16 protein-coding genes are annotated in these 19,326 nt (G+C 60.9%); 8 read left to right on the forward strand and 8 right to left on the reverse strand.

The genetic code is table 11. From position 1 onward, the window contains the following. The first annotated feature begins 8 nt into the window (after nucleotides 1-8). The gene (hemH, locus tag AXG89_RS08440) at nucleotides 9-1,076 is read left to right on the forward strand and encodes a ferrochelatase (RefSeq protein WP_061998486.1); all 1,068 of its coding nucleotides are present in this window, start codon (nucleotides 9-11) and stop codon (nucleotides 1,074-1,076) included. A 10-nt stretch (nucleotides 1,077-1,086) separates the two neighbouring features. Continuing rightward, nucleotides 1,087-1,494, forward strand: a complete 408-nt coding sequence (locus AXG89_RS08445; RefSeq protein WP_062169191.1) for an RNA-binding S4 domain-containing protein — start codon at nucleotides 1,087-1,089, stop codon at nucleotides 1,492-1,494. Here AXG89_RS08445 and AXG89_RS42070 read toward each other — a convergent pair. Then, nucleotides 1,466-1,627, reverse strand: a complete 162-nt coding sequence (locus AXG89_RS42070; RefSeq protein WP_162916028.1) for a hypothetical protein — start codon at nucleotides 1,625-1,627, stop codon at nucleotides 1,466-1,468. The two genes, AXG89_RS08445 and AXG89_RS42070, sit on opposite strands and share 29 nt — an antisense overlap. 455 nt (nucleotides 1,628-2,082) lie before the next feature. Here AXG89_RS42070 and grpE point away from each other — a divergent pair, with 455 nt between their 5' ends. The 5 genes from grpE (at nucleotide 2,083) to AXG89_RS08470 (ending at nucleotide 8,498) form a co-directional block, all read left to right on the forward strand. Continuing rightward, nucleotides 2,083-2,661: a nucleotide exchange factor GrpE gene (gene grpE, locus AXG89_RS08450; RefSeq protein ID WP_061998488.1), complete on the forward strand. Its 579-nt coding sequence runs from the start codon at nucleotides 2,083-2,085 to the stop codon at nucleotides 2,659-2,661. Between the two features lie 28 nt (nucleotides 2,662-2,689). Then, nucleotides 2,690-3,085, forward strand: coding sequence for a thioredoxin family protein (locus AXG89_RS08455; protein WP_062169192.1), 396 nt, complete (start codon nucleotides 2,690-2,692; stop codon nucleotides 3,083-3,085). A 195-nt stretch (nucleotides 3,086-3,280) separates the two neighbouring features. After that, a complete protein-coding gene (gene dnaK / locus AXG89_RS08460) occupies nucleotides 3,281-5,230 on the forward strand; it encodes a molecular chaperone DnaK (protein ID WP_062169194.1) in 1,950 nt (649 codons plus the stop codon). Between the two features lie 324 nt (nucleotides 5,231-5,554). Next, nucleotides 5,555-6,703 (forward strand): molecular chaperone DnaJ, encoded by a 1,149-nt coding sequence (gene dnaJ, locus AXG89_RS08465; RefSeq protein WP_061998491.1) that lies wholly within the window; start codon nucleotides 5,555-5,557, stop codon nucleotides 6,701-6,703. Between the two features lie 10 nt (nucleotides 6,704-6,713). Then, nucleotides 6,714-8,498: a chorismate-binding protein gene (locus AXG89_RS08470; protein ID WP_062169196.1), complete on the forward strand. Its 1,785-nt coding sequence runs from the start codon at nucleotides 6,714-6,716 to the stop codon at nucleotides 8,496-8,498. Between the two features lie 6 nt (nucleotides 8,499-8,504). Here the strand turns inward: AXG89_RS08470 and panB are convergent, their stop codons facing one another. The 6 genes from panB to hda all read right to left on the reverse strand — a co-directional run bounded on the left by panB (nucleotide 8,505) and on the right by hda (nucleotide 13,816). After that, nucleotides 8,505-9,320: a 3-methyl-2-oxobutanoate hydroxymethyltransferase gene (panB, locus tag AXG89_RS08475; RefSeq protein ID WP_062169198.1), complete on the reverse strand. Its 816-nt coding sequence runs from the start codon at nucleotides 9,318-9,320 to the stop codon at nucleotides 8,505-8,507. Between the two features lie 58 nt (nucleotides 9,321-9,378). Continuing rightward, on the reverse strand, nucleotides 9,379-10,083 hold the full coding sequence (locus tag AXG89_RS08480; RefSeq protein ID WP_062169200.1) for a deoxynucleoside kinase: 705 nt from the start codon (nucleotides 10,081-10,083) through the stop codon (nucleotides 9,379-9,381). A gap of 39 nt (nucleotides 10,084-10,122) precedes the next feature. Next, the gene (folK, locus tag AXG89_RS08485; RefSeq protein ID WP_062169201.1) at nucleotides 10,123-10,650 is read right to left on the reverse strand and encodes a 2-amino-4-hydroxy-6-hydroxymethyldihydropteridine diphosphokinase; all 528 of its coding nucleotides are present in this window, start codon (nucleotides 10,648-10,650) and stop codon (nucleotides 10,123-10,125) included. A gap of 94 nt (nucleotides 10,651-10,744) precedes the next feature. Then, nucleotides 10,745-12,337 (reverse strand): polynucleotide adenylyltransferase PcnB, encoded by a 1,593-nt coding sequence (pcnB, locus tag AXG89_RS08490; RefSeq protein WP_062169203.1) that lies wholly within the window; start codon nucleotides 12,335-12,337, stop codon nucleotides 10,745-10,747. Next, a complete protein-coding gene (locus AXG89_RS08495; RefSeq protein ID WP_062169205.1) occupies nucleotides 12,330-13,016 on the reverse strand; it encodes an HAD family hydrolase in 687 nt (228 codons plus the stop codon). Before AXG89_RS08495 ends, pcnB begins: the two co-directional genes overlap by 8 nt. A 74-nt stretch (nucleotides 13,017-13,090) precedes the next feature. Beyond that, nucleotides 13,091-13,816 carry a DnaA regulatory inactivator Hda gene (gene hda, locus AXG89_RS08500; protein ID WP_178391859.1) on the reverse strand — a complete coding sequence of 242 codons (726 nt, stop codon included), beginning with the start codon at nucleotides 13,814-13,816 and terminating at the stop codon, nucleotides 13,091-13,093. Between the two features lie 231 nt (nucleotides 13,817-14,047). Here hda and purM point away from each other — a divergent pair, with 231 nt between their 5' ends. Next, on the forward strand, nucleotides 14,048-15,118 hold the full coding sequence (gene purM / locus AXG89_RS08505; protein ID WP_062169208.1) for a phosphoribosylformylglycinamidine cyclo-ligase: 1,071 nt from the start codon (nucleotides 14,048-14,050) through the stop codon (nucleotides 15,116-15,118). A gap of 887 nt (nucleotides 15,119-16,005) precedes the next feature. Here purM and AXG89_RS08510 read toward each other — a convergent pair. Continuing rightward, nucleotides 16,006-19,311, reverse strand: a complete 3,306-nt coding sequence (locus tag AXG89_RS08510; RefSeq protein ID WP_062170429.1) for a DEAD/DEAH box helicase — start codon at nucleotides 19,309-19,311, stop codon at nucleotides 16,006-16,008. Between the last annotated feature and the right edge of the window lie 15 nt (nucleotides 19,312-19,326).

Consider the following 19,326-nt stretch of genomic DNA (forward strand, 5'->3'; position numbering starts at 1 on the left):
TCTCTTATATGCGCTACGACCTCGAGTTGCCCTCGCAGCCTTCCGCTTCGCATCGCGTTGCCGTGCTGCTGATCAACCTCGGCACGCCGGACGCGCCCACGCCGAAAGCGGTGCGCAAGTACCTCGCCCAGTTCTTGTCGGACCCGCGCGTGGTGGAGATTCCCGCAATTGCGTGGCAGGTCATCCTGCGCCTGGCAATCCTGCCGTTTCGCGGCCGTGCGTCGGCGAAGAAATACGCTCAGGTCTGGTTGCCGGAAGGCTCGCCGCTGCGCGTCTATACGGAAAAGCAGGTCGAGGGGCTACGGCGACTCTTTGCCGTGAACGACTACCATGTAATCGTCGATTACGCGATGCGCTACGGTTCGCCAGGCATTCCTGCGATGCTGAACCAGCTCAAGCTGGAAGGCGCTGAGCGCGTGTTGCTCGTGCCCATGTACCCGCAGTATTCGTCATCGACCACGGCAACCGCCTTTGACGATGCGTTCAATGCGTTGCGGCGCGTACGTAATCAGCCGGAATTGCGCACGATTCGCCATTACGCAGACCATCCGGCGTATATCGGCGCGTTGGTCGAGCAGGTTCGCGAATACTGGCGCCAGCACGGGCAGCCGGACTTCGCTTCGGGCGACAGACTGGTGCTCAGCTTTCATGGCGTTCCCAAACGGACGATGGACCTCGGCGATCCGTATCACGACCAGTGTCAACAGACGGGTTCATTGTTGATGGCGGCACTCGGGCTTTCGCCGGTCGAATGCCGCGTGACATTCCAGTCGCGGTTTGGTCCCGCTGAATGGTTGCAACCGTACACGGCTCCTACGCTCGCCGAACTGGGCGCCGCCGGTGCGAAGCGCGTTGACGTGTTCTGCCCGGGCTTCACGTCGGATTGCCTGGAAACGATCGAAGAAATCGGCATTGAAGTGCGCGATGACTTCCTGAAGGCCGGCGGCAAGGAGTTTCACCGGATCCCCTGCTTGAATGCATCGCCGGCGTGGATCAAGGCGCTCGGGGAAATCGTCGCGCAGCATCTGCAAGGCTGGCCGGTTCAGACGCCACAAGCCTTGAGCGCCGCTGCATAAGGTTCGAGCCATGAACTACGCCATCTCAACCGATTCCAGCGCACGCCTTCGTATCGACAAATGGCTGTGGGCGGCGCGTTTTTTCAAAACGCGTTCGCTCGCAAGCGATGCCGTAGAGAAGGGTCGCGTGCGGATTGGCGGCGCGAACGTGAAGCCATCGAAGGACGTGCGGGTCGGCGATCTGGTGGAGATCGAAATCGAGCACGTGCTCTGGCAAGTGGACGTGGTGGGGATCTGTGAAGTACGCGGTCCGGCAACGGTTGCGCAGACGCTTTATAAGGAAACAGATTCAGGCCGGGAGAAGCGCGTGGCGGAGAGCGAGCGCAGAAAGACGTACCGGGAACCGGCGGCCGCGCTGCAAGGCCGGCCGACCAAACGGGACCGGCGAATTATCGACAAACTTTCAGGTGCTGACTAAACAGGCTTTCCATGGTGGCGGACACGCCGCCATACTCCACGTTGTGATCGTTCACCGCGCCCGACATGCAGATAGTCGTTGTGCCGCCAACGAGTACCAATGCGACCACCGCAATAGCTAAGGTCAGTTTCATGGCACTCCTCGTGGCAACGCAAACGGCTCGAAATACGGACGCTGACATTGGCTCAACAGCTCACTTCAGCGAATAAACAACTTGGAATCTGGCTTTCGTAAGATTAGGGTTAACTAGTGCTTCCGAAGACATGATCGAAGTGTAGGTGACGTGATCGTCCGGCTCAATCTCAATCTGATCACCGGCTGAAAATGGTTGTAACGGGCCGTTTCCGGACTGTAGAAACGACGCCGAAAACCGCGTGCAACCCCTTGAAAACGCTCACGCCAGCCTCAAGTACGTTTTCAGGGCAAGCATCGACGTGCCTCGATTCATTCGTGCTACCTGCCGATACAACCGTGGTGTTTTAGCAACGTTGGCGCGGCAGGTATCATCGGCAGCTTTCCGATGGATCGAAACCGCAACGGTGCTTTCGATTTCATCCGTTTTCATCCTTAGCAAAAATCTCAAGCGACATGGAAAACACGCAAGACAACTCCGCGAGCCAGAATTCCACGCCCGGCGACGAAACGGCGGCTCAACATACCCAGCAGCCGAACCCGGCAGACGCAGCTTTTGCGACGGAAGCGGGCGACGTGAACGAAACCGAAGCTCTGCTCGCCGAAGCGCAGGCCAAGGCTGCAGCGTTGCAGGAAGAGTTTCTGCGCGCGAAAGCCGAAACCGAAAACGTGCGGCGCCGGGCGCAGGAAGACGTCCAGAAGGCGCATAAATTCGCGATCGAAAACTTTGCGGAAAACCTGCTTCCCGTGCTCGATAGCCTGGAAGCTGCGCTTGCGCACTCATCGACCGATCTTGCGAAAGTTCGCGAAGGCGTCGAGTTGACGCTGCGCCAGTTGACCGGTGCGCTTGAAAAAGGGCGCGTGGTCGAAATCAATCCGGTAGGCGAAAAATTCGACCCGCACCGTCATCAGGCGATTTCGATGGTTCCGGCCGACCAGGAAGCGAACACGGTCGTCACGGTGCTGCAAAAAGGCTACGTGATCGCGGACCGCGTCTTGCGACCGGCGCTCGTGACCGTCGCCGCGCCGAAATAGACATCGTCAGGCTGAAATCACCTTTGTCATGGCCAACATCTCCGTCGATGCGACTGCGTTTTCCGTTTTCGAGATGCAGGAATTGAGCGCCGAGACGTTCGATTCCGGCTTGGTATCGGCGGGAGACGAGTTGGCTGTGGTGTTTTTCTGGGGTTTCGAGTGCTTCAACTGCGAGATTGCCAAGAAAGCGATGCTCGCCAAGCCGGATGAGATCCGGGCGCTCGGTTTGAAATGGTTTCACAGCAATGTCTACGAGCACCGGGACCTTGGCCGGCGTTTCATGCTGCATGGCGTGCCGACGTGGTTTTTCTTTTACCGCGGCAAGCGCCTTGGGCGCGCGACCGGATGGCATGGACTTGGGCAGTTCAAGGCCGCTGTGGAAGCTGCTCGCGAGAAGATCCGGATGCTCGGCGCGAAGGCGTGAGCCGATTCCCCGAAAAAGTTGCAGTCAGGATAAAAAAAATGAGGTTGCGTCGGTTTTTGGTCTTGAAAACGATGCGAACGCTCTTATTTGGCGTACAGGGTTAAATTTTGGGCATCGAGAAGCGTTTTTGAACGATAAACACGTTGAAAACGCAAAACCGGATGCGCTGCGATCAAAGTCAGGAGAGTGATAAAAATGGGCAGAATCATTGGTATCGATCTGGGCACGACGAACTCGTGCGTGGCGATCATGGAAGGCAACACCGTCAAAGTGATCGAAAACGCGGAAGGTACGCGTACCACGCCGTCGATCATTGCTTATGTCGACGACAACGAAATCCTCGTTGGTGCGCCGGCAAAGCGTCAGTCGGTGACAAATCCGAAAAACACGTTGTACGCAGTCAAGCGACTGATCGGCCGTCGGTTCGACGAAAAGGAAGTGCAAAAGGACATCGCGTTGATGCCCTACAAGATCGTGCGCGCCGATAACGGCGACGCCTGGGTCGAAGCCCGCGATCAAAAGCTGGCACCGCCGCAAATCTCGGCTGAAGTGCTGCGCAAGATGAAGAAGACCGCTGAAGACTATCTCGGCGAAGAAGTGACGGAAGCCGTGATCACGGTTCCGGCGTACTTCAACGACAGCCAGCGTCAGGCTACGAAAGACGCAGGCCGTATTGCTGGTCTGGACGTGAAGCGCATCATCAACGAACCGACTGCAGCCGCGCTCGCGTTCGGCTTGGACAAGAACGAAAAGGGCGACCGCAAGATTGCCGTCTATGACCTGGGCGGCGGCACGTTCGACGTGTCGATCATCGAAATCGCAGATGTCGACGGTGAAAAGCAGTTCGAAGTGCTGTCCACGAACGGTGACACGTTCCTGGGTGGTGAAGATTTCGACCAGCGCGTCATCGAATACATCATTGGCGAGTTCAAGAAGGAACAAGGCGTCGATCTGTCGAAGGACGTGCTCGCGTTGCAACGCCTGAAGGAAGCGGCGGAAAAAGCGAAGATCGAGTTGTCGTCGGCGGCTCAGACTGAAATCAACTTGCCGTACATCACGGCTGACGCGTCGGGTCCGAAGCACTTGAACCTGAAAATTACGCGTGCGAAGCTGGAGTCGCTGGTCGAGGAACTGATCGAGCGCACCATGGAACCGTGCCGTGTCGCTATCAAGGACGCAGGCGTGAAGGTCGGCGATATCGACGACATCATCCTGGTCGGCGGTATGACGCGTATGCCGAAGGTGCAGGACAAGGTCAAGGAATTCTTCGGCAAGGAACCGCGTCGTGACGTGAACCCGGACGAAGCCGTGGCTGTTGGCGCCGCGATCCAGGGCCAGGTTCTGTCGGGCGATCGCAAGGACGTGTTGCTGCTGGACGTGACGCCGTTGTCGCTGGGTATTGAAACCCTTGGCGGCGTGATGACGAAGATGATCAACAAGAACACGACCATCCCGACGAAGCACGCGCAAGTCTATTCGACCGCCGACGACAACCAGAGCGCCGTGACCATCAAGGTGTTCCAGGGTGAGCGCGAAATGGCGGCAGGCAACAAGCTGCTGGGCGAGTTCAACCTCGAAGGCATTCCGCCGGCAGCACGCGGCACGCCGCAGATCGAAGTGAGCTTCGACATCGACGCGAACGGCATTCTCCACGTCGGCGCGAAGGACAAGGCGACCGGCAAGGAAAACAAGATCGTCATCAAGGCGAACTCGGGTCTGTCTGACGCCGAGATCGACAAGATGGTGAAGGATGCTGAAGCGAACGCTGACGAAGATCATCGTCTGCGTGAACTGGCCGACTCGCGCAATCAGGGCGACGCGCTGGTGCACAGCACGAAGAAGGCCGTGGCTGAGTACGGCGACAAGATTGAAGCGGCCGAGAAGGAACAGATCGAAGCTGCGTTGAAGGATCTTGAAGAAGCGCTCAAGAGCACGGCGAGCGACAAGGCCAGCATTGACGCGAAGATTGAAACGCTGTCCACGGCGTCGCAGAAACTCGGCGAAAAGATGTACGCCGACATGGCTGCAGCCCAAGGTGCTGCGGGCGCGGCGGCTGGTGCAGCGGGCGGTGCAGGCGCGCAGGCGGCGCCGGAGCAGCACGACGACGTTGTCGATGCCGACTTCAAGGAAGTGAAGAAGGACTAAGTCGATTGAATCGCGAAAGCGTGTCATCGGCGAAGGTTGAACCGGTCTTGTGCGACTTCGTGCGGGACCGCGATGGAAGATGTCTTGCGAGAAGTTGAGCGCAAGTACGAAGAACGCGCCTGGCGAGCCAATTGGCTCCCCGGGCACGTTGTTTTTTAGAGGGCGCGGCGCTTTGTGCGAATTATTGTCGCCGGTCACAGGCTGACCGGGCGAATCGTACAAAGGCGAAGCGTCGACAAATCACATGAGTCGCAAGACTCCAGGCATCCAAGAGGGAGCTGTCGGCCTGATCGAAAAGATCGGGCGCGGTGGCGCTGAACCGATATGGCGAAACGGGATTACTACGAGGTTATGGGCGTCGCGAAGAACGCGAGCGACGACGAAATCAAGAAGGCGTATCGCAAGCTTGCGATGAAGCATCACCCCGACCGCAATCCGGATAGCAAGGATGCGGAAGAGCGTTTCAAGGAGGCCAAGGAGGCCTACGAAATGCTCTCGGATCCGCAAAAGCGCGCGGCTTACGACCAGTACGGACATGCCGGCGTCGATCCAAACATGGCCGGTGCTGGCCAGCAAGGTTTCGGCGGGTTCGCCGATGCCTTCGGCGATATATTCGGCGACATCTTCGGGCAGGCGGCCGGGGGCGGCGCGGGTGCAGGCGCCGGACGCGGGCGCGCAGGTCCACAGGTTTATCGTGGTGCAGATTTGCGCTACAGCATGGAAATTTCGCTGGAGCAGGCAGCGCACGGCTACGATACGCAAATTCGCGTACCGAGCTGGGTGAATTGCGAGATCTGCAAAGGCTCGGGCGCCAAGGCCGGCACCAAACCGGAAACATGTCCGACGTGTCACGGACAAGGCACCGTGCGAATGTCGCAGGGTTTCTTCAGCATCCAGCAAACGTGCCCGAAGTGTCACGGCACCGGCACCTTCATTCCTGAACCGTGCGGTCATTGCCACGGCGCGGGCAAGGTGAAGGAAACGAAGACGCTGGAGGTTAAGATTCCGGCGGGTATCGACGACGGCATGCGGATTCGTTCGTCGGGTAACGGCGAGCCGGGCATCAACGGCGGTCCGAGCGGCGACTTGTACGTCGAGATTCACATCAAGCAGCATTCGGTGTTCGAGCGCGATGGCGACGACCTCCATTGCCAGATGCCGATTCCGTTCACCACGGCGGCGCTTGGCGGCGAGATCGAAGTGCCGACGCTGGCCGGGCGCGCGAGCTTTACGGTGCCGGAAGGTACGCAGTCGGGCAAGACGTTCCGTCTGCGCAGCAAGGGCATCAAGGGATTGCGTTCGAGTATCGCCGGCGACTTGTATGTGCACGTCCAGGTCGAAACGCCGGTCAAGCTCACCGATCAGCAACGCGACCTGCTCAAGCAGTTCGAGCGTTCGCTGACGGAAGGCGGCTCGCGTCATAGTCCGCAAAGCAAGAGCTGGTTCGATCGGGTGAAGAGTTTCTTCGATTGAGGCACTGATCATGCAGCAACGCGGCGAGGTTTTCGCGCTGCTCGACGATTGCGACTCGACCGCCGGAAGGCGGTCGAGTCGCCTTTACGCCGGCTTCGTGCGCGAACGGTCGTGTCACGAAGCGGCAGAGCTGGACGACGTGTGCGCGAGCGTCAGGCGAGACCTGCACGACGGTTTGCACGTGGTCGTGCTGGCGGACTACGAATTCGGCCGCAATCTGCAGTTGGCGCAGCCCGGCAATGCCGCGCTGCGCTTTTTGTTGTTTCGCGAATGCAGGTTTTTGTCGCGGGAAGAGGCCGATCAGTGGCTCGCTGAAAACGACAACGGTTTGGCTGACCAGCCGTCGGTGGCGGGAGTGGCGAACATCGAATCGAGCGTGACGCCCGATGCGTTCGAACATGCCATCGCAGGTGTGCAGGAGGCGCTGCAGGCGGGCGACTCGTATCAGATCAATTACACATTCCGTCTCGCGTTCGATGTGTTCGGCTCGGCCATTGGGTTGTACCGAAGGCTGAGGGAGCGGCAACCGGTACGCTATGGCGCGTTGATCGCGATGCCCGACGGGCGTGACGTGTTGTCGTGCTCGCCGGAGTTGTTCATCGAACGTGAGGGTGATTTACTTCGCGCCCGGCCAATGAAAGGCACCGCGCCGCGCAGCGCCGACCCGGAATGGCTGCGAGACGATCCGAAAAATCGCGCTGAGAACGTGATGATCGTGGATATGTTGCGCAACGACATGGCGCGCGTGGCCGTGACCGGAAGCGTCCGGGTGCCGCAATTGTTCACGGTCGAGGCGTACAAGTCGGTGTGGCAAATGACATCGACCGTGGAGGCGCGTTCGCGGCCACGCACCTCGTTCGCCGATATCCTGCGCGCGCTGTTGCCGTGCGGATCGATCACGGGCGCGCCGAAACACAAGACCATGCAATTGATCGACGCGCTCGAAAGCACGCCGCGCGGTATTTATACCGGCGCTATAGGCTGGCTGGACGCGCGTGATGACTTCTGTTTGTCCGTGCCGATCCGCACGATTGAAATCGAGCATGGCCGGGGCAGGATGGGTATCGGCGCGGGTATTGTGCTGGACAGCGTCGCCGCGGATGAATTCGAGGAGTGCCAATTGAAAGCGCAATTCCTGACTGGCTCCGATCCGGGTTTCCAGCTCTTCGAGACCACATTCGCAACGAAGGACGGGATTCGCCATTGGGGCCGGCATCTGGCGCGGTTGGCATCGAGCGCCAGGTGGTGCGGGTTTCCGCTTGACCGGACTGCGCTGCAAAGTCTTGTCGATGAAACCTGCGCCGGGTTTGAACAGGACGCCTCGTACAGACTCAGGATTGCATTGGCGAAAAGCGGCGAGATCAGCGTAATGAGCGCGCTCCTTGCGCCGTTGGCGGAGCAAACGGTGAGCGTGTTGCTGGCATCGGAATATGGCTTCGCGCCGCGCTCTTCCAATGATCCGTTGCTCGAACACAAGACGACATCGCGTGAGGATTACGACCGTGCATGGCGCGAGGCCGAAACGCATGGCGCGTTCGATATGCTGTTCTTCAACGAGCGCGGCGAGCTGACGGAAGGCGGGCGGTCGAACGTATTCTTGAAGCGCGATGGCCGATGGAAAACGCCGCCGCTCGGCGCGGGATTGCTGCCGGGCGTGATGCGCGGCGTTTTGCTGGAAGAGCTGGAAGCAGAACAACGCGCGCTGACGCTCGAAGATTTGAACCGCGCCGAAGCGCTGATGATCTGCAACGCGTTGCGCGGCGCAGTGGCCGCGCGTCTGAAACGCAAGAGCTAATAGCTTCTAAAACGTATGCTCCGGCCCGGGGAAACTCTTCTCCTTCACGGCCTGAACATACGCTTCGACAGCCGCAAAAATACTCGGCTGGCCCTGCATGAAATCCTTCACGAAACGCGGCCGTTTTCCGGGAAAGATCCCCAGCATGTCGTGCAGCACGAGCACCTGGCCTGAACAATCGATACCCGCGCCAATGCCGATCGTCGGGATAACCAATTGTTCCGTGACCTCTCGCGCGAGCAACGTAGGCACTGCTTCGATCACCAGCAATTGCGCGCCGGCTTCCTGAAACGCCAACGCGTCGCGACGCATCTGGTCGGCGCCGGCATCGGTCTTGCCCTGCACCTTGAAGCCGCCGAACGCGTGCACGGATTGCGGCGTCAAGCCGACGTGCCCGCACACCGGAATGGAGCGATCAACCAGGAATCGCACGATCTCCGCCGACCATTCCCCGCCTTCGATCTTCACCATCTGCGCGCCGGCGCGCATCAGCTTCACGGCGTTCGCGTAAGTCTCTTCGCGTGAGCCGACCGTGCCGAACGGCATGTCCGCCACCACGAGCGCATTCTTGTTACCTCGTACGACGGCAGCGGTGTGATACGCGATGTCATCGAGCACCACGGGCAACGTCGTGCCATGGCCCTGCAGCACATTGCCAAGCGAATCGCCGATCAACATCACGTCCACACCCGCGCGGTCGAGCAGCGCGGAAAAGCTGGCGTCGTAACACGTCAGCATCGTGATCTTTTCGCCGGCTTCGCGCATGGTCCGAAGCTTCGGAACGGTGATCGCGGTGCGGCTGGTTTCCTGCAAATACGCCATGGCAATTTCCACATCGACTAGATAAGAGACGGCACGCTGGCGCGCCGCCCGGACGGACTTAGAGTGACGTGCCCTTGACAAAGAATTCCTTGCGCCCGCGCATGGTTTCAATACGTTCGATCAGCAGCGCCAGATCGGCTTCCGATTCCAGCGGGTTCAAATGCTCGGCGTTCACCGTCAATAACGGTGTGGCGTCGTAGTGATAGAAGAAGTCATTGTAGGCGTCGCAGAGGGCGCGCAGGTAGGCATCGGGGATCTGCAACTCCATGGGCACGGCGCGTTTCTGGATGCGCGCGAACAGCACCTCCGGACTGGCCTGCAGATACACCACGAGATCGGGCGCCGGCGCCGGCGCATTGAAGCGCCTCGATACCTCGCGGAACAGCTCGAACTCGTCGTCGGGCAGCGTCAGCCGTGCGAACAGCGCGGTTTTCTCGGTGATGAAATCCGTGATCAGCGGCGTGAGCGCGGATTGCCCGACATGTCCTGCGCCGCCCACGAGCGCCGCGCCGATTTCCTGAGCCTGTTGCGCGCGTTGCAACGCGAACTGCAATTGCGTGGCGAGCGCGTAACGCGAGTTGTCGCGATAAAACCGTTCGAGAAACGGATTCTCCTGCTGGCGCTCGAAAAGCGTACGCATGGACCAGCGCTCCGCGAGCAGCCGCGCGAGCGTGGTCTTGCCGACGCCAATCGGCCCTTCTATCGCTATGTATCTGTGCGGCGGGCGCAATTGCGGCGCGGTGACGGTAAGCGGCGTGCTCATGGCGTTTTCGTGGTTGTGAGGCTATGCGCGAGAGAGCGTTCAGGCTTCGCGACGGGATGTGCAGCGGGAGGCGAAAAGCGGGCACAGATGCGTCGCCACTTTTTCGATGCGTTGGTCTTCGACCGATGCCAGGAACGCATCGGCGCGGCCGCGCTGGGCGATGATCACTTCGCTATCGAGTTCGATCAGCGGCACGAGTGCGAACGCGCGTTCGGTGAGACGCGGGTGCGGGATCACGAGATCGGCTTCTTCAATGCATGAGTCGCCGAACAGCAGGATGTCGAGGTCGAGCGTGCGCGGCGCGTTGCGGTATGGCCGCTCGCGCCCGAAGTGCTCTTCAATGGAATGGCACAGCCGCAGCAAGTGTCGCGCGGGCAGGGTCGTATCGATCTTGACGACACAATTGAAGTAGTCGTCGCCACCAGCGTCGATTGGCGCGGTGCGATAGAGGCTCGATTTCGCGAGCACGCTGATCGTGTGTTGCTGAGCAAGACACACGACTGTGTCTTTCAGGGTCTGGCGCGCATCGCCAAGGTTTGCGCCCAGGCCCAGATAAGCTACCGTCATGGCATGAATCCTACGACTGTCGTTCGGCGAAACACGACGCGAATGCGCTGTCTAGCACGCACAAAGCAGGCGCAAAGCACGCGCACGGGCCGCGTCAATCGTCGCCGTGCCGCACGTCGCGCTCTTCGCGCACATCACGTTCTTCACGAGCCGATGCGTCCCCGCTACTCGCGCCGCCCTCCATTCCGTCACCCGGCCTGCGGCTTTTGGCGTTACTGCTGCGCCGCCGTCGTTTCTTGGGTGCCCGGTCCTTCCCGCCTTGCGAAACAAGTGACTCTCGCGCAGCAGCGTCCCCTTCGATGAAATCCGTCCACCACTGGCCAACCGATGCATCCAGTTCGCCCGATTCACACCGGAGCAGGAGGAAATCATAACCCGCCCGAAACCTTTGGTGTTCCAGCAGCTTCATCGCGCTGCGGCCGGAGCGTTTTTCAAGCCGATGTTGCAGGCCCCAGATCTCCCGCATATCCGATGAAAACCGCTTGTGGATAGCAAGCTTTTCGGTCTGCATGTCGAGCACGTCGTCCATCGCGCGATGCAGCGCCGGCACGGGGAATTCACCGGCGAGCGTGTATTGCTGCCAGCGCGACTGCATGTCGTTCCAGAGCAGCGTGGCGAAGAGGAACCCCGGCGATACCCCTTTGCCCGCACGCACGCGCTCGTCAGTGTTGGTCAGCGCCAGCGTGATGAATTTCTCGCCGTGCGTGGATTCGAAAATCACATCGAGCAGAGGCAATACACCGTGATGCAAACCTTCAGCGCGCAAACGCGTCAGGCACGCGAGCGCGTGGCCTGAGAGCAGCAGCTTGAGCATCTCGTCGAAGAGACGCGCAGCCGGGACATTGCTGATCAAATCAGCCAGTTCCGCAATCGGCGCGCGGGTTGCGGTCTCGATCTCGAAGCCGAGCTTCGCCGCAAAACGCACCACGCGCAGCATGCGCACCGGATCTTCCCTGTAACGCGTCGCGGGGTCTCCGATCATGCGCAGCAAGCGCGCGCGGATGTCGGCCATGCCGTCGTGGTAATCCAGCACGGTTTGCGTCGCCGGATCGTAATACATGGCGTTGATCGTGAAGTCGCGGCGCGTGGCGTCTTCGTGCTGCTCGCCCCAGACGTTGTCGCGCAGCACGCGGCCGCTGGCATCGACTGCATGCGTGCGCGTGTCCATCTCGCCGCGTCTCAAACGTGGCGGAGGTGGCGACGGCGGCGCGTCGGCGGGGGTATCGACGAGAGCACGGAACGTCGATGTCTCGATGATGTCCTGTCCGAACTGCACGTGCACGATCTGAAACCGCCGACCGATGATGCGCGCCCGGCGAAACAGTTTTTGCACCTGGTCGGGCGTGGCGTCTGTTGCAACGTCGAAGTCCTTCGGCGCCACGTTCAGCAGCAGGTCGCGCACGGCGCCCCCCACGATGAACGCCCGATGCCCGGCTTGTTGCAGCCCTTCGGTCACACGGATCGCGTTCTTCGAGATCAGCGACGGGTCGATGCCATGCACGTCCGCCGACAGGATCACCGGCACGTTCGGATCGCGCCTGGCTTCGGCCGGCGCCGCCTTCTTGCGCGTGGTCTTGCGGGCAGGTTTTACATCGTCGCCGGACGCGGCAACGAGCGGGGCGGTCGCCGGAGCGTCCTCTTTGGCGCTTTCCTGGCCGAACAGCTTGCGGATGAGTTTTTTAATCACGTGGGGAGAAGATTTCCAGGATGCGCCAGCCGCGGGACTGCGCATGAGCGCGCAGGGTGTCGTCGGGATTGGTCGCGATCGGGTCGGTGACTTTCTCTAGCAGAGGAATGTCGTTGTGCGAGTCGCTGTAGAAGTAGCTGTGTTCAAAGTCGCCCAGGCTTTTTCCCATGGAAGCGAGCCACATTTCGGTACGCACGATCTTGCCTTCGCGAAAGCTCGGCGTGCCCGTGGGGCGGCCGGTGAGCTCGCCGTTCGGGATATTGTCGACCGTTTCGACCTCGCAGGCGATCAGCGCGTCAATGCCGAATGCCTGGCCGATCGGCGCCGTGATGAACGCGTTCGTGGCGGTCACGAGACAGCAGAGATCGCCCGCTTCCTGGTGTTTGCGCACCAGTTCGAGCGCGGCGGGCTGGATGGCCGGCGTGATGACCTCGCGCATGAACTGCGCGTGCCAGTTGTCCAGTTGCGTGCGCGGATGCCGCGCCAGCGGGGAAAGCTGGGCGTTCAGGTAGGCGTGGATATCGAGCGTGCCGTCCTTGTACTGCGCGTAGAACGCGTCGTTTTGCTTCGCGAACTTTTCGGCATCGACAATACCGAGCCTCGCCATGAAGCGACCCCATTCGTGGTCGCTGTCCGTCGGGATGAGGGTGTGATCGAGATCAAATAGGGCTAGGTTCATGGGAGCGCATTTTACTTGAAGCGGGTGGAAGCGTTCGGCGGGCTGTCGGGACGGCGCGTGCCTGCCGTCCAGGGTCAGAAAAGCTCGGTTTGCGGGCGCGGCGCTTCATCTTCCTTTTTGGCGAGCATCGTACGCAGCAAGGGCAGGGTGACCGCGCGCTTTTGCTCCAGCGAAAAGCGGTCGAGTTCGTCGAGAAGCTTCATCAGGCTTGGCATGTCGCGCCGGAAATGGGTGAGCAGGTAGGCTGGCACGTCATCCGCCAGATCGATACCGCGTTCGCGCGCCGCGTGTTTCAGCGCGGTGGCCTTGCTTTCGTCGGAAAGGGGCGTGAGCTGGAAGACCAGTCCCCAGCCGAGGCGCGTGCGCAAGTCTTCTCTCACCGATAACCCCAGCGGCGCCACGTTCCCCGTCGCCACGAGCGCGCTGGAAGGATGGGCGCGGACCTCGTTGAACAGGTTGAAAAGCGCGATTTGCTGCGCGCCCGAGAGGCGTTCGCAGTCATCGACGGCGTAGATGTTGGCTTTCGGGTCGAAGGTGAATGCGGCGAGCGGCGCCTGCGGACTCAGGAAACGCGCGCGGCCGTTGGCTTCGTGCATCAGCGCCTGCAGCAGGTGGCTGCGGCCGCTGCCCGCCTCGCCCCAGACGTAGAAGGTCCGGTCGGCCACCGGCCCTGTGGCGAGCGCGCCTTCGAGTTCGCGCAGGCGCGTGACCAGCTCGTGGTTGCCGGCGGCGAAAAAATTGTCGAAGGTGGCGAGCGGCGGCGTGCCGAGATCGAGCGTCAGTTGGCGTTGCACGGGCAATCGGTTCCGTCAGGGCGTGTCTTGAAAACGGCGCGCTCAACTTCGCTGATGTCCGGCATGAACCGGTGCAAAAGGCATTGAGCGCAAGGTCGAGACACCCGCCGGATAGGCGTGAGTCTCAAAAAGGGGTGGAACGGTACTTTGGAGCCGCGGCCGGGAACTGCGAGAAATCAGGTTGGACGGCCAGCATCGGTTAAAATCTCATTTTACCGACCTTCTCGCCGATCCCCCATGAATCAACCGAAATCCGCCCCAGAGCGCACGGGCGCACCCGCCCAAGGTTTGTCCTATCGCGATGCGGGCGTGGACATCGATGCCGGCGACGCGCTCGTCGACCGGATCAAGCCATTTGCCAAGAAAACCATGCGCGACGGCGTGTTGGGGGGGATCGGCGGATTCGGCGCGCTGTTCGAAGTGCCCAAACGCTACAAGGAGCCGGTGCTCGTGTCCGGCACCGACGGCGTAGGCACCAAGCTGCGCCTCGCTTTTCAACTGAACAAGCACGATACCGTCGGCCAGGATCTCGTCGCCATGAGCGTGAACGACATTCTCGTGCAAGGCGCCGAGCCATTGTTTTTCCTCGATTATTTCGCCTGCGGCAAGCTGGATGTGGATACGGCCGCGACCGTAGTGCAGGGCATTGCGCAGGGTTGCGAGCTGGCCGGTTGCGCGTTGATCGGTGGCGAGACCGCCGAAATGCCGGGCATGTATCCCGATGGCGAATACGATCTGGCGGGATTTGCGGTTGGCGCGGTGGAAAAGAGCAAGATTATCGATGGCTCGACCATCAAGCCGGGCGATGTGGTTTTGGGTCTGGCTTCGTCGGGGATTCATTCGAATGGGTATTCGCTGGTGCGCAAGATCATCGAGCGTGCGCAGCCGGACCTGAATGCCGATTTTGATGGCCGAACGCTTGCTGATGCACTGATGGCGCCGACGCATATTTATGTGAAGCCGTTGTTGTCGCTGATGTCGCAGATGGCCGTGAAGGGCATGGCGCATATCACCGGCGGCGGGCTGGTCGAGAATATTCCGCGGGTTCTGCGCGATGGCTTGACCGTTGAGCTGGATCATCGGGCGTGGCCGCTGCCGCCGTTGTTCTCGTGGCTGCAGAAGCACGGCGGTGTGGCTGATGCGGAGATGCATCGAGTGTTCAATTGCGGGATCGGGATGGTCGTTGTTGTTGATGCGGCTGACGCCGAAGCTGCAACGGGGATGTTGTCGGCGGCAGGGGAGCAGGTTTGGGCGATCGGGCGGGTTCGGGAGTCTGGGGTGGGGGAGGCGCAGACTGTAGTGGTTTGAGTTTTCGCTGGCGCTCGGGGAGGGGTTTTTGGTCGGTTGCGGTTGCGGTTGGTGCTGGGTTGCTGCTTTTTAGGCTACCGCGCGGTTTGATCTGGCTGATTTTTTTAGCACTATTAGCCACTGTGCGTGGCGGCACTTCATTTCTTTGTCCAACGGCGACAAAGAAACGAAGCAAAGAAAACGCCTTTCCACCGACGGCACATAAGTGTCCCGAGCGTGCAGTGATAACTGTTTGGTACTTCACAAGAACGCTCGACGCCGCAATCAAGAACACTTGAAACCCTCCCCCTCCGAACACGGCAACCCACACGCTTCGCCACCAGTGTGGGAATCCGCTAATTAGGCCTCCGCGCTGCGCGCGCTGGCGCCCAAACGGAGGGCGTGGCTGTACTGGTTCCGTTGCGCCCGTGCTTGCCAGGGATCCCGGTCGCGAAGCCTCGGGTTCAGGATGCTGTGGAGCCGTTATGGGCTTCGCCGTTGGTATGCCTTGGCGAGGTTTCCGTATTGACTGCCACAGTTACTGGTGGCGAAGCGTGTGGGTATCCGTGTTCGGAGGGGGAGGGGTTCAACTGTTGGTGGTTATGGCGTCGAGCGTTCTTCTGAAGTACCAAACAGTTAAAACGTGCACGCTCGGGACACTTATGAGCCCTCGGTGGAGAGGCGTTTTCTTTGCTTCGTTTCTTTGTCGCCGTTGGACAAAGAAATGAAGTCCCGCCACGGACAGTGGCTAATAGTGCTAAAAAAATCAGCTAGAACGAAACGCGCGGTAGCCTAAAAAGCAGCAACCCGGCACCCACTCCGACCCCGACCCCGACCCCGACCCCGCCCCCCGCCCCCCGCCCCCCGCCCCCCGCCCAAGGCGCCAAAAAGCGTCCAAAAAATACACATCACCCCTGCGGCATCGGCGCCAGCAACGCCTCAATATCCTCCGCCGAGAACTTGGCCCCGGCCGCTGCGTCCTCACGCAGAATACTATCGGCGAGAGCGGCCTTACGGTCCTGCATCGCCACGATGCGCTCCTCAATACTCCCCGCCACGATCAACTTGTACACGAACACCGGCTTCAACTGCCCCAACCGATGCGCACGGTCCGTCGCCTGATTCTCCGCCGCGGGATTCCACCACGGATCGTAGTGAATCACGGTATCGGCGGCGGTCAGGTTCAACCCAACTCCACCCGCCTTCAAACTGATCAGGAACAGCGGCACTTCGCCATCCTGAAAACGCGTCACTGGCGTCACGCGATCACGTGTATCGCCCGTCAACGTCACGTACGGCAAACCGGCTTTATCGAGCGCGGCGGCGATGATCGCAAGCATCCCCGTGAACTGCGAAAACAGCAGCACGCGACGTCCTTCTTCAAGCAACTCGGGCAGCATATCGAGCAGCAAATCAAGCTTCGCCGATTCCTCCACGCGCTTCGCCCGCGTGAGCTTCACCAGCGACGGATCGCAGCAAACCTGACGCAGCTTCAACAACGCCTCCAGCACGACGATATGGCTGCGCGCCAAACCTTGATCGGCCACCGCCATTCGCACCTTTTCCTGCATCGCGATTCGCACGGTCTCGTATAAATCCCGCTGCGAACCCTCGAGCGATACAGTCCGCACAATAGTCGTCTTCTGCGGCAATTCCTTCGCGACTTCGTCTTTCCTTCGACGCAACATGAATGGCCGGATCCGCCGCACGAGCAGATCACGGCGCACCGGGTCCTCGTATTTTTCGATGGGCGTGCGCCAGCGTTTGGTGAAATCTTTCTGCGTGCCAAGGAATCCCGGCAGCAGGAAATCGAACTGCGCCCACAACTCGCCCAGGTGATTTTCAAGCGGCGTACCCGTCAGACAAAGCCGATGCCGCGAACTCAAATCACGAATCCCCTTGGCAGCCTTTGTCGCGACGTTTTTCACGGTCTGTGCTTCGTCGAGGATCAGCAAGTGATACTCGTACTGCGACAACATGGCCAAGTCGCGCCACAACAGCGGGTACGTGGTCAACACGAGATCGTGCTCGCTGATCTGATCGAAGCGATCCTTGCGTTGGGGGCCATGCAGGTCGAGCACGCGAAGATCGGGCGCAAACTTCTTCGCTTCCTCTCGCCAGTTGTGAACGAGCGTAGTCGGCAGCACTACGAGCGCGGGACGGTCGAGCCGGCCCGATTCCTTTTCAGCGAGAATGTGGGCGAGCGTCTGCACGGTCTTGCCGAGTCCCATGTCATCGGCAAGCACGCCGGACAGGTTGCGTTCGCGCAAATACTGCATCCAGTTGAGGCCTTCGCGCTGATAGACGCGAAGCTCTGCGTTCAAGCCGCGAGGGACCGGGACTTCACGCAATCCCGGTCCTTCCTGCAATCGTTGCGCGAGTTCACGGATGGAGACATCACCGTGGAACTGCCAGCGGCCGGTGTCGGTGAGCGCTTCCAGACGGCCGGCGTCTTTTTCGGAGACGCGCAGCGGTTGCGTACCGAGGGTGTCAAACAGATCGATCAGCACGCGCACCACCGGCTTGATCCGCGATGCACGCAGCCGCAGTCGTTCGCCGAGATCGGTGTTGAGTTCGATGCCTTCGTCATCCGGAATCGAATCGATCGCCCCCGCCAGCCAGCGCCGGTCGCGCTGGAACAGGTCGGCGAGCAGCGGCTCCAGCCGCACGCTCCGTTCCCCGACGGCAATGCCGAGTTCGAGGTCGAACCAGCCGTCGGTGCTGTGGTGCGCGGTGCCCTGGATATCGTCGATCTCGATGAAATCGAAGCGGAATTCCGGCGACATGGAAATGCGCCAGCCGTCCTCGCGCAACGACGGCACGGTGTCGCTCGTGAACAAGGCCCAGGCGGCCGATGCCGGCAAGCCGAGCACGCCGGCCGGAATGGCCTTCGGTCCGAAGCGCTGGTGCGCCGGAATCTTGCGAAATCCAAGCTCGTAGAGCTGGTTCGAATACCGCGTTTCCACGTCGTGACGGCGCTTCACCTGGACCATGTCGCCGGACTCCGTGCGCAAGATCGTAGTGGCGTGCGTGGGGTCGATGCTGAAGCCGCTGTAATCGAAACTCAGCAGGGCGAAATCCAGCACGCTCGCCCCCGTGCGTTCCTCACGCGGCCGCCATGTTCCGCTAATGGACTGCGTGTCGAGCACGAGCACGGGCACCGGTTCAATATCTACGATCTGTAGATTCAGCGTTTCGTGGCCCGGAGGCGGCGGCAGGTCGGACGCGACCTCGCGCAACATGGCGCCGACAAGCGGCGCTTCGGCGAGCGAGATGGGCGGCATCGCGAGGTAATCGACGAGTTGCCGCGCCGGCTGAGGCATGTCGACGATGCCGGCTTCGCGCGTTTCGGCATCGGCGAACCACAACGGTTCGGTCGTGATGACGAAGGTCGATGCCGGCTCCGTTTGCAGCACGGGCCGCACGCGGTCGTCCGGGTCCGGCGTCCATTCAATGCGTCCCGGCCGCGCTTCGCCCTGCGTCAACGGCCGGCGCGGTTCGCCCACATCCCGCGACGAAGGCGTGGCCGTGAAAAGGCGTCCGGTTGCGAGCATGCGCTGCAGCAAATCCGCGCCTTCTTCGCCGTGCAGGGCGAAGCCGCCGAAGTCGTTGCGCGTGCGTCCGATGATCAGCGCACGAAGAATGGTCAGGTCGTCGTCGCTGACGAATTTCGGCTGTTTGACGAGCGCTGAGTCGAGATTGGTCCAGGGCCGGTCGAGCGTCTGGAGCGAGCCGTCCGGACTCAGGCGCACCTTGTGCAGCGCGACCTCGGGCATGCGCATGACGCGCGACGTGCCGAGCACGTAAGCGAGCGCCAGGGCGCCATTTGCTTCGGTGGTTTTCTTCGCAGCCGTACTGCGTGTCGATGCAAACCGTGAGCGAAATCCTTCAAGCCAGCCGGCGACTTCGGCGCGTACTGAGTCGGGTTCCTCGGGTTTGTCGCTGGCGGTCGCGAGCAACGCGGCGGCAGCGTGCTTGCAGCCGAATCCGACCGGGCACGAACAGCGGCCTTGGGCTGAGATCGCGCCACGGTCGTCACGGAACTTCACTTCGACGTGATACGGCTGGCGCTGGGTGCCTTTCACGTCGGCACGCAGAACGTCGTTGTCCCAGTGCAGGTGCCTGACTTCGTCGACGTACCCGCGCGCCTTGGCCACGGTAGATGCGCCGAGCCATTTGATGATCTGAGCCGTGTCGTAGGCAAACGCCGGCATCAGCACGCCCACCCA

The organism is Burkholderia sp. PAMC 26561 (assembly GCF_001557535.2).
Classification (GTDB): Bacteria; Pseudomonadota; Gammaproteobacteria; order Burkholderiales; family Burkholderiaceae; genus Caballeronia.

What these genes read in the sequence shown, in the direction of transcription:
- folK (WP_062169201.1), bottom strand. Translation starts at nt 10,650, where the DNA reads ATGACGGTAGCTTATCTGGGCCTGGGCGCAAACCTTGGCGATGCGCGC.
- dnaK (WP_062169194.1), top strand. Translation starts at nt 3,281, where the DNA reads ATGGGCAGAATCATTGGTATCGATCTGGGCACGACGAACTCGTGCGTG.
- purM (WP_062169208.1), top strand. Translation starts at nt 14,048, where the DNA reads ATGAATCAACCGAAATCCGCCCCAGAGCGCACGGGCGCACCCGCCCAA.
- AXG89_RS08445 (WP_062169191.1), top strand. Translation starts at nt 1,087, where the DNA reads ATGAACTACGCCATCTCAACCGATTCCAGCGCACGCCTTCGTATCGAC.
- panB (WP_062169198.1), bottom strand. Translation starts at nt 9,320, where the DNA reads ATGGCGTATTTGCAGGAAACCAGCCGCACCGCGATCACCGTTCCGAAG.
- grpE (WP_061998488.1), top strand. Translation starts at nt 2,083, where the DNA reads ATGGAAAACACGCAAGACAACTCCGCGAGCCAGAATTCCACGCCCGGC.
- AXG89_RS08510 (WP_062170429.1), bottom strand. Translation starts at nt 19,311, where the DNA reads ATGCCGGCGTTTGCCTACGACACGGCTCAGATCATCAAATGGCTCGGC.
- AXG89_RS08480 (WP_062169200.1), bottom strand. Translation starts at nt 10,083, where the DNA reads ATGAGCACGCCGCTTACCGTCACCGCGCCGCAATTGCGCCCGCCGCAC.
- dnaJ (WP_061998491.1), top strand. Translation starts at nt 5,555, where the DNA reads ATGGCGAAACGGGATTACTACGAGGTTATGGGCGTCGCGAAGAACGCG.
- AXG89_RS08470 (WP_062169196.1), top strand. Translation starts at nt 6,714, where the DNA reads ATGCAGCAACGCGGCGAGGTTTTCGCGCTGCTCGACGATTGCGACTCG.
- hemH (WP_061998486.1), top strand. Translation starts at nt 9, where the DNA reads ATGCGCTACGACCTCGAGTTGCCCTCGCAGCCTTCCGCTTCGCATCGC.
- AXG89_RS42070 (WP_162916028.1), bottom strand. Translation starts at nt 1,627, where the DNA reads ATGAAACTGACCTTAGCTATTGCGGTGGTCGCATTGGTACTCGTTGGC.
- AXG89_RS08495 (WP_062169205.1), bottom strand. Translation starts at nt 13,016, where the DNA reads ATGAACCTAGCCCTATTTGATCTCGATCACACCCTCATCCCGACGGAC.
- AXG89_RS08455 (WP_062169192.1), top strand. Translation starts at nt 2,690, where the DNA reads ATGGCCAACATCTCCGTCGATGCGACTGCGTTTTCCGTTTTCGAGATG.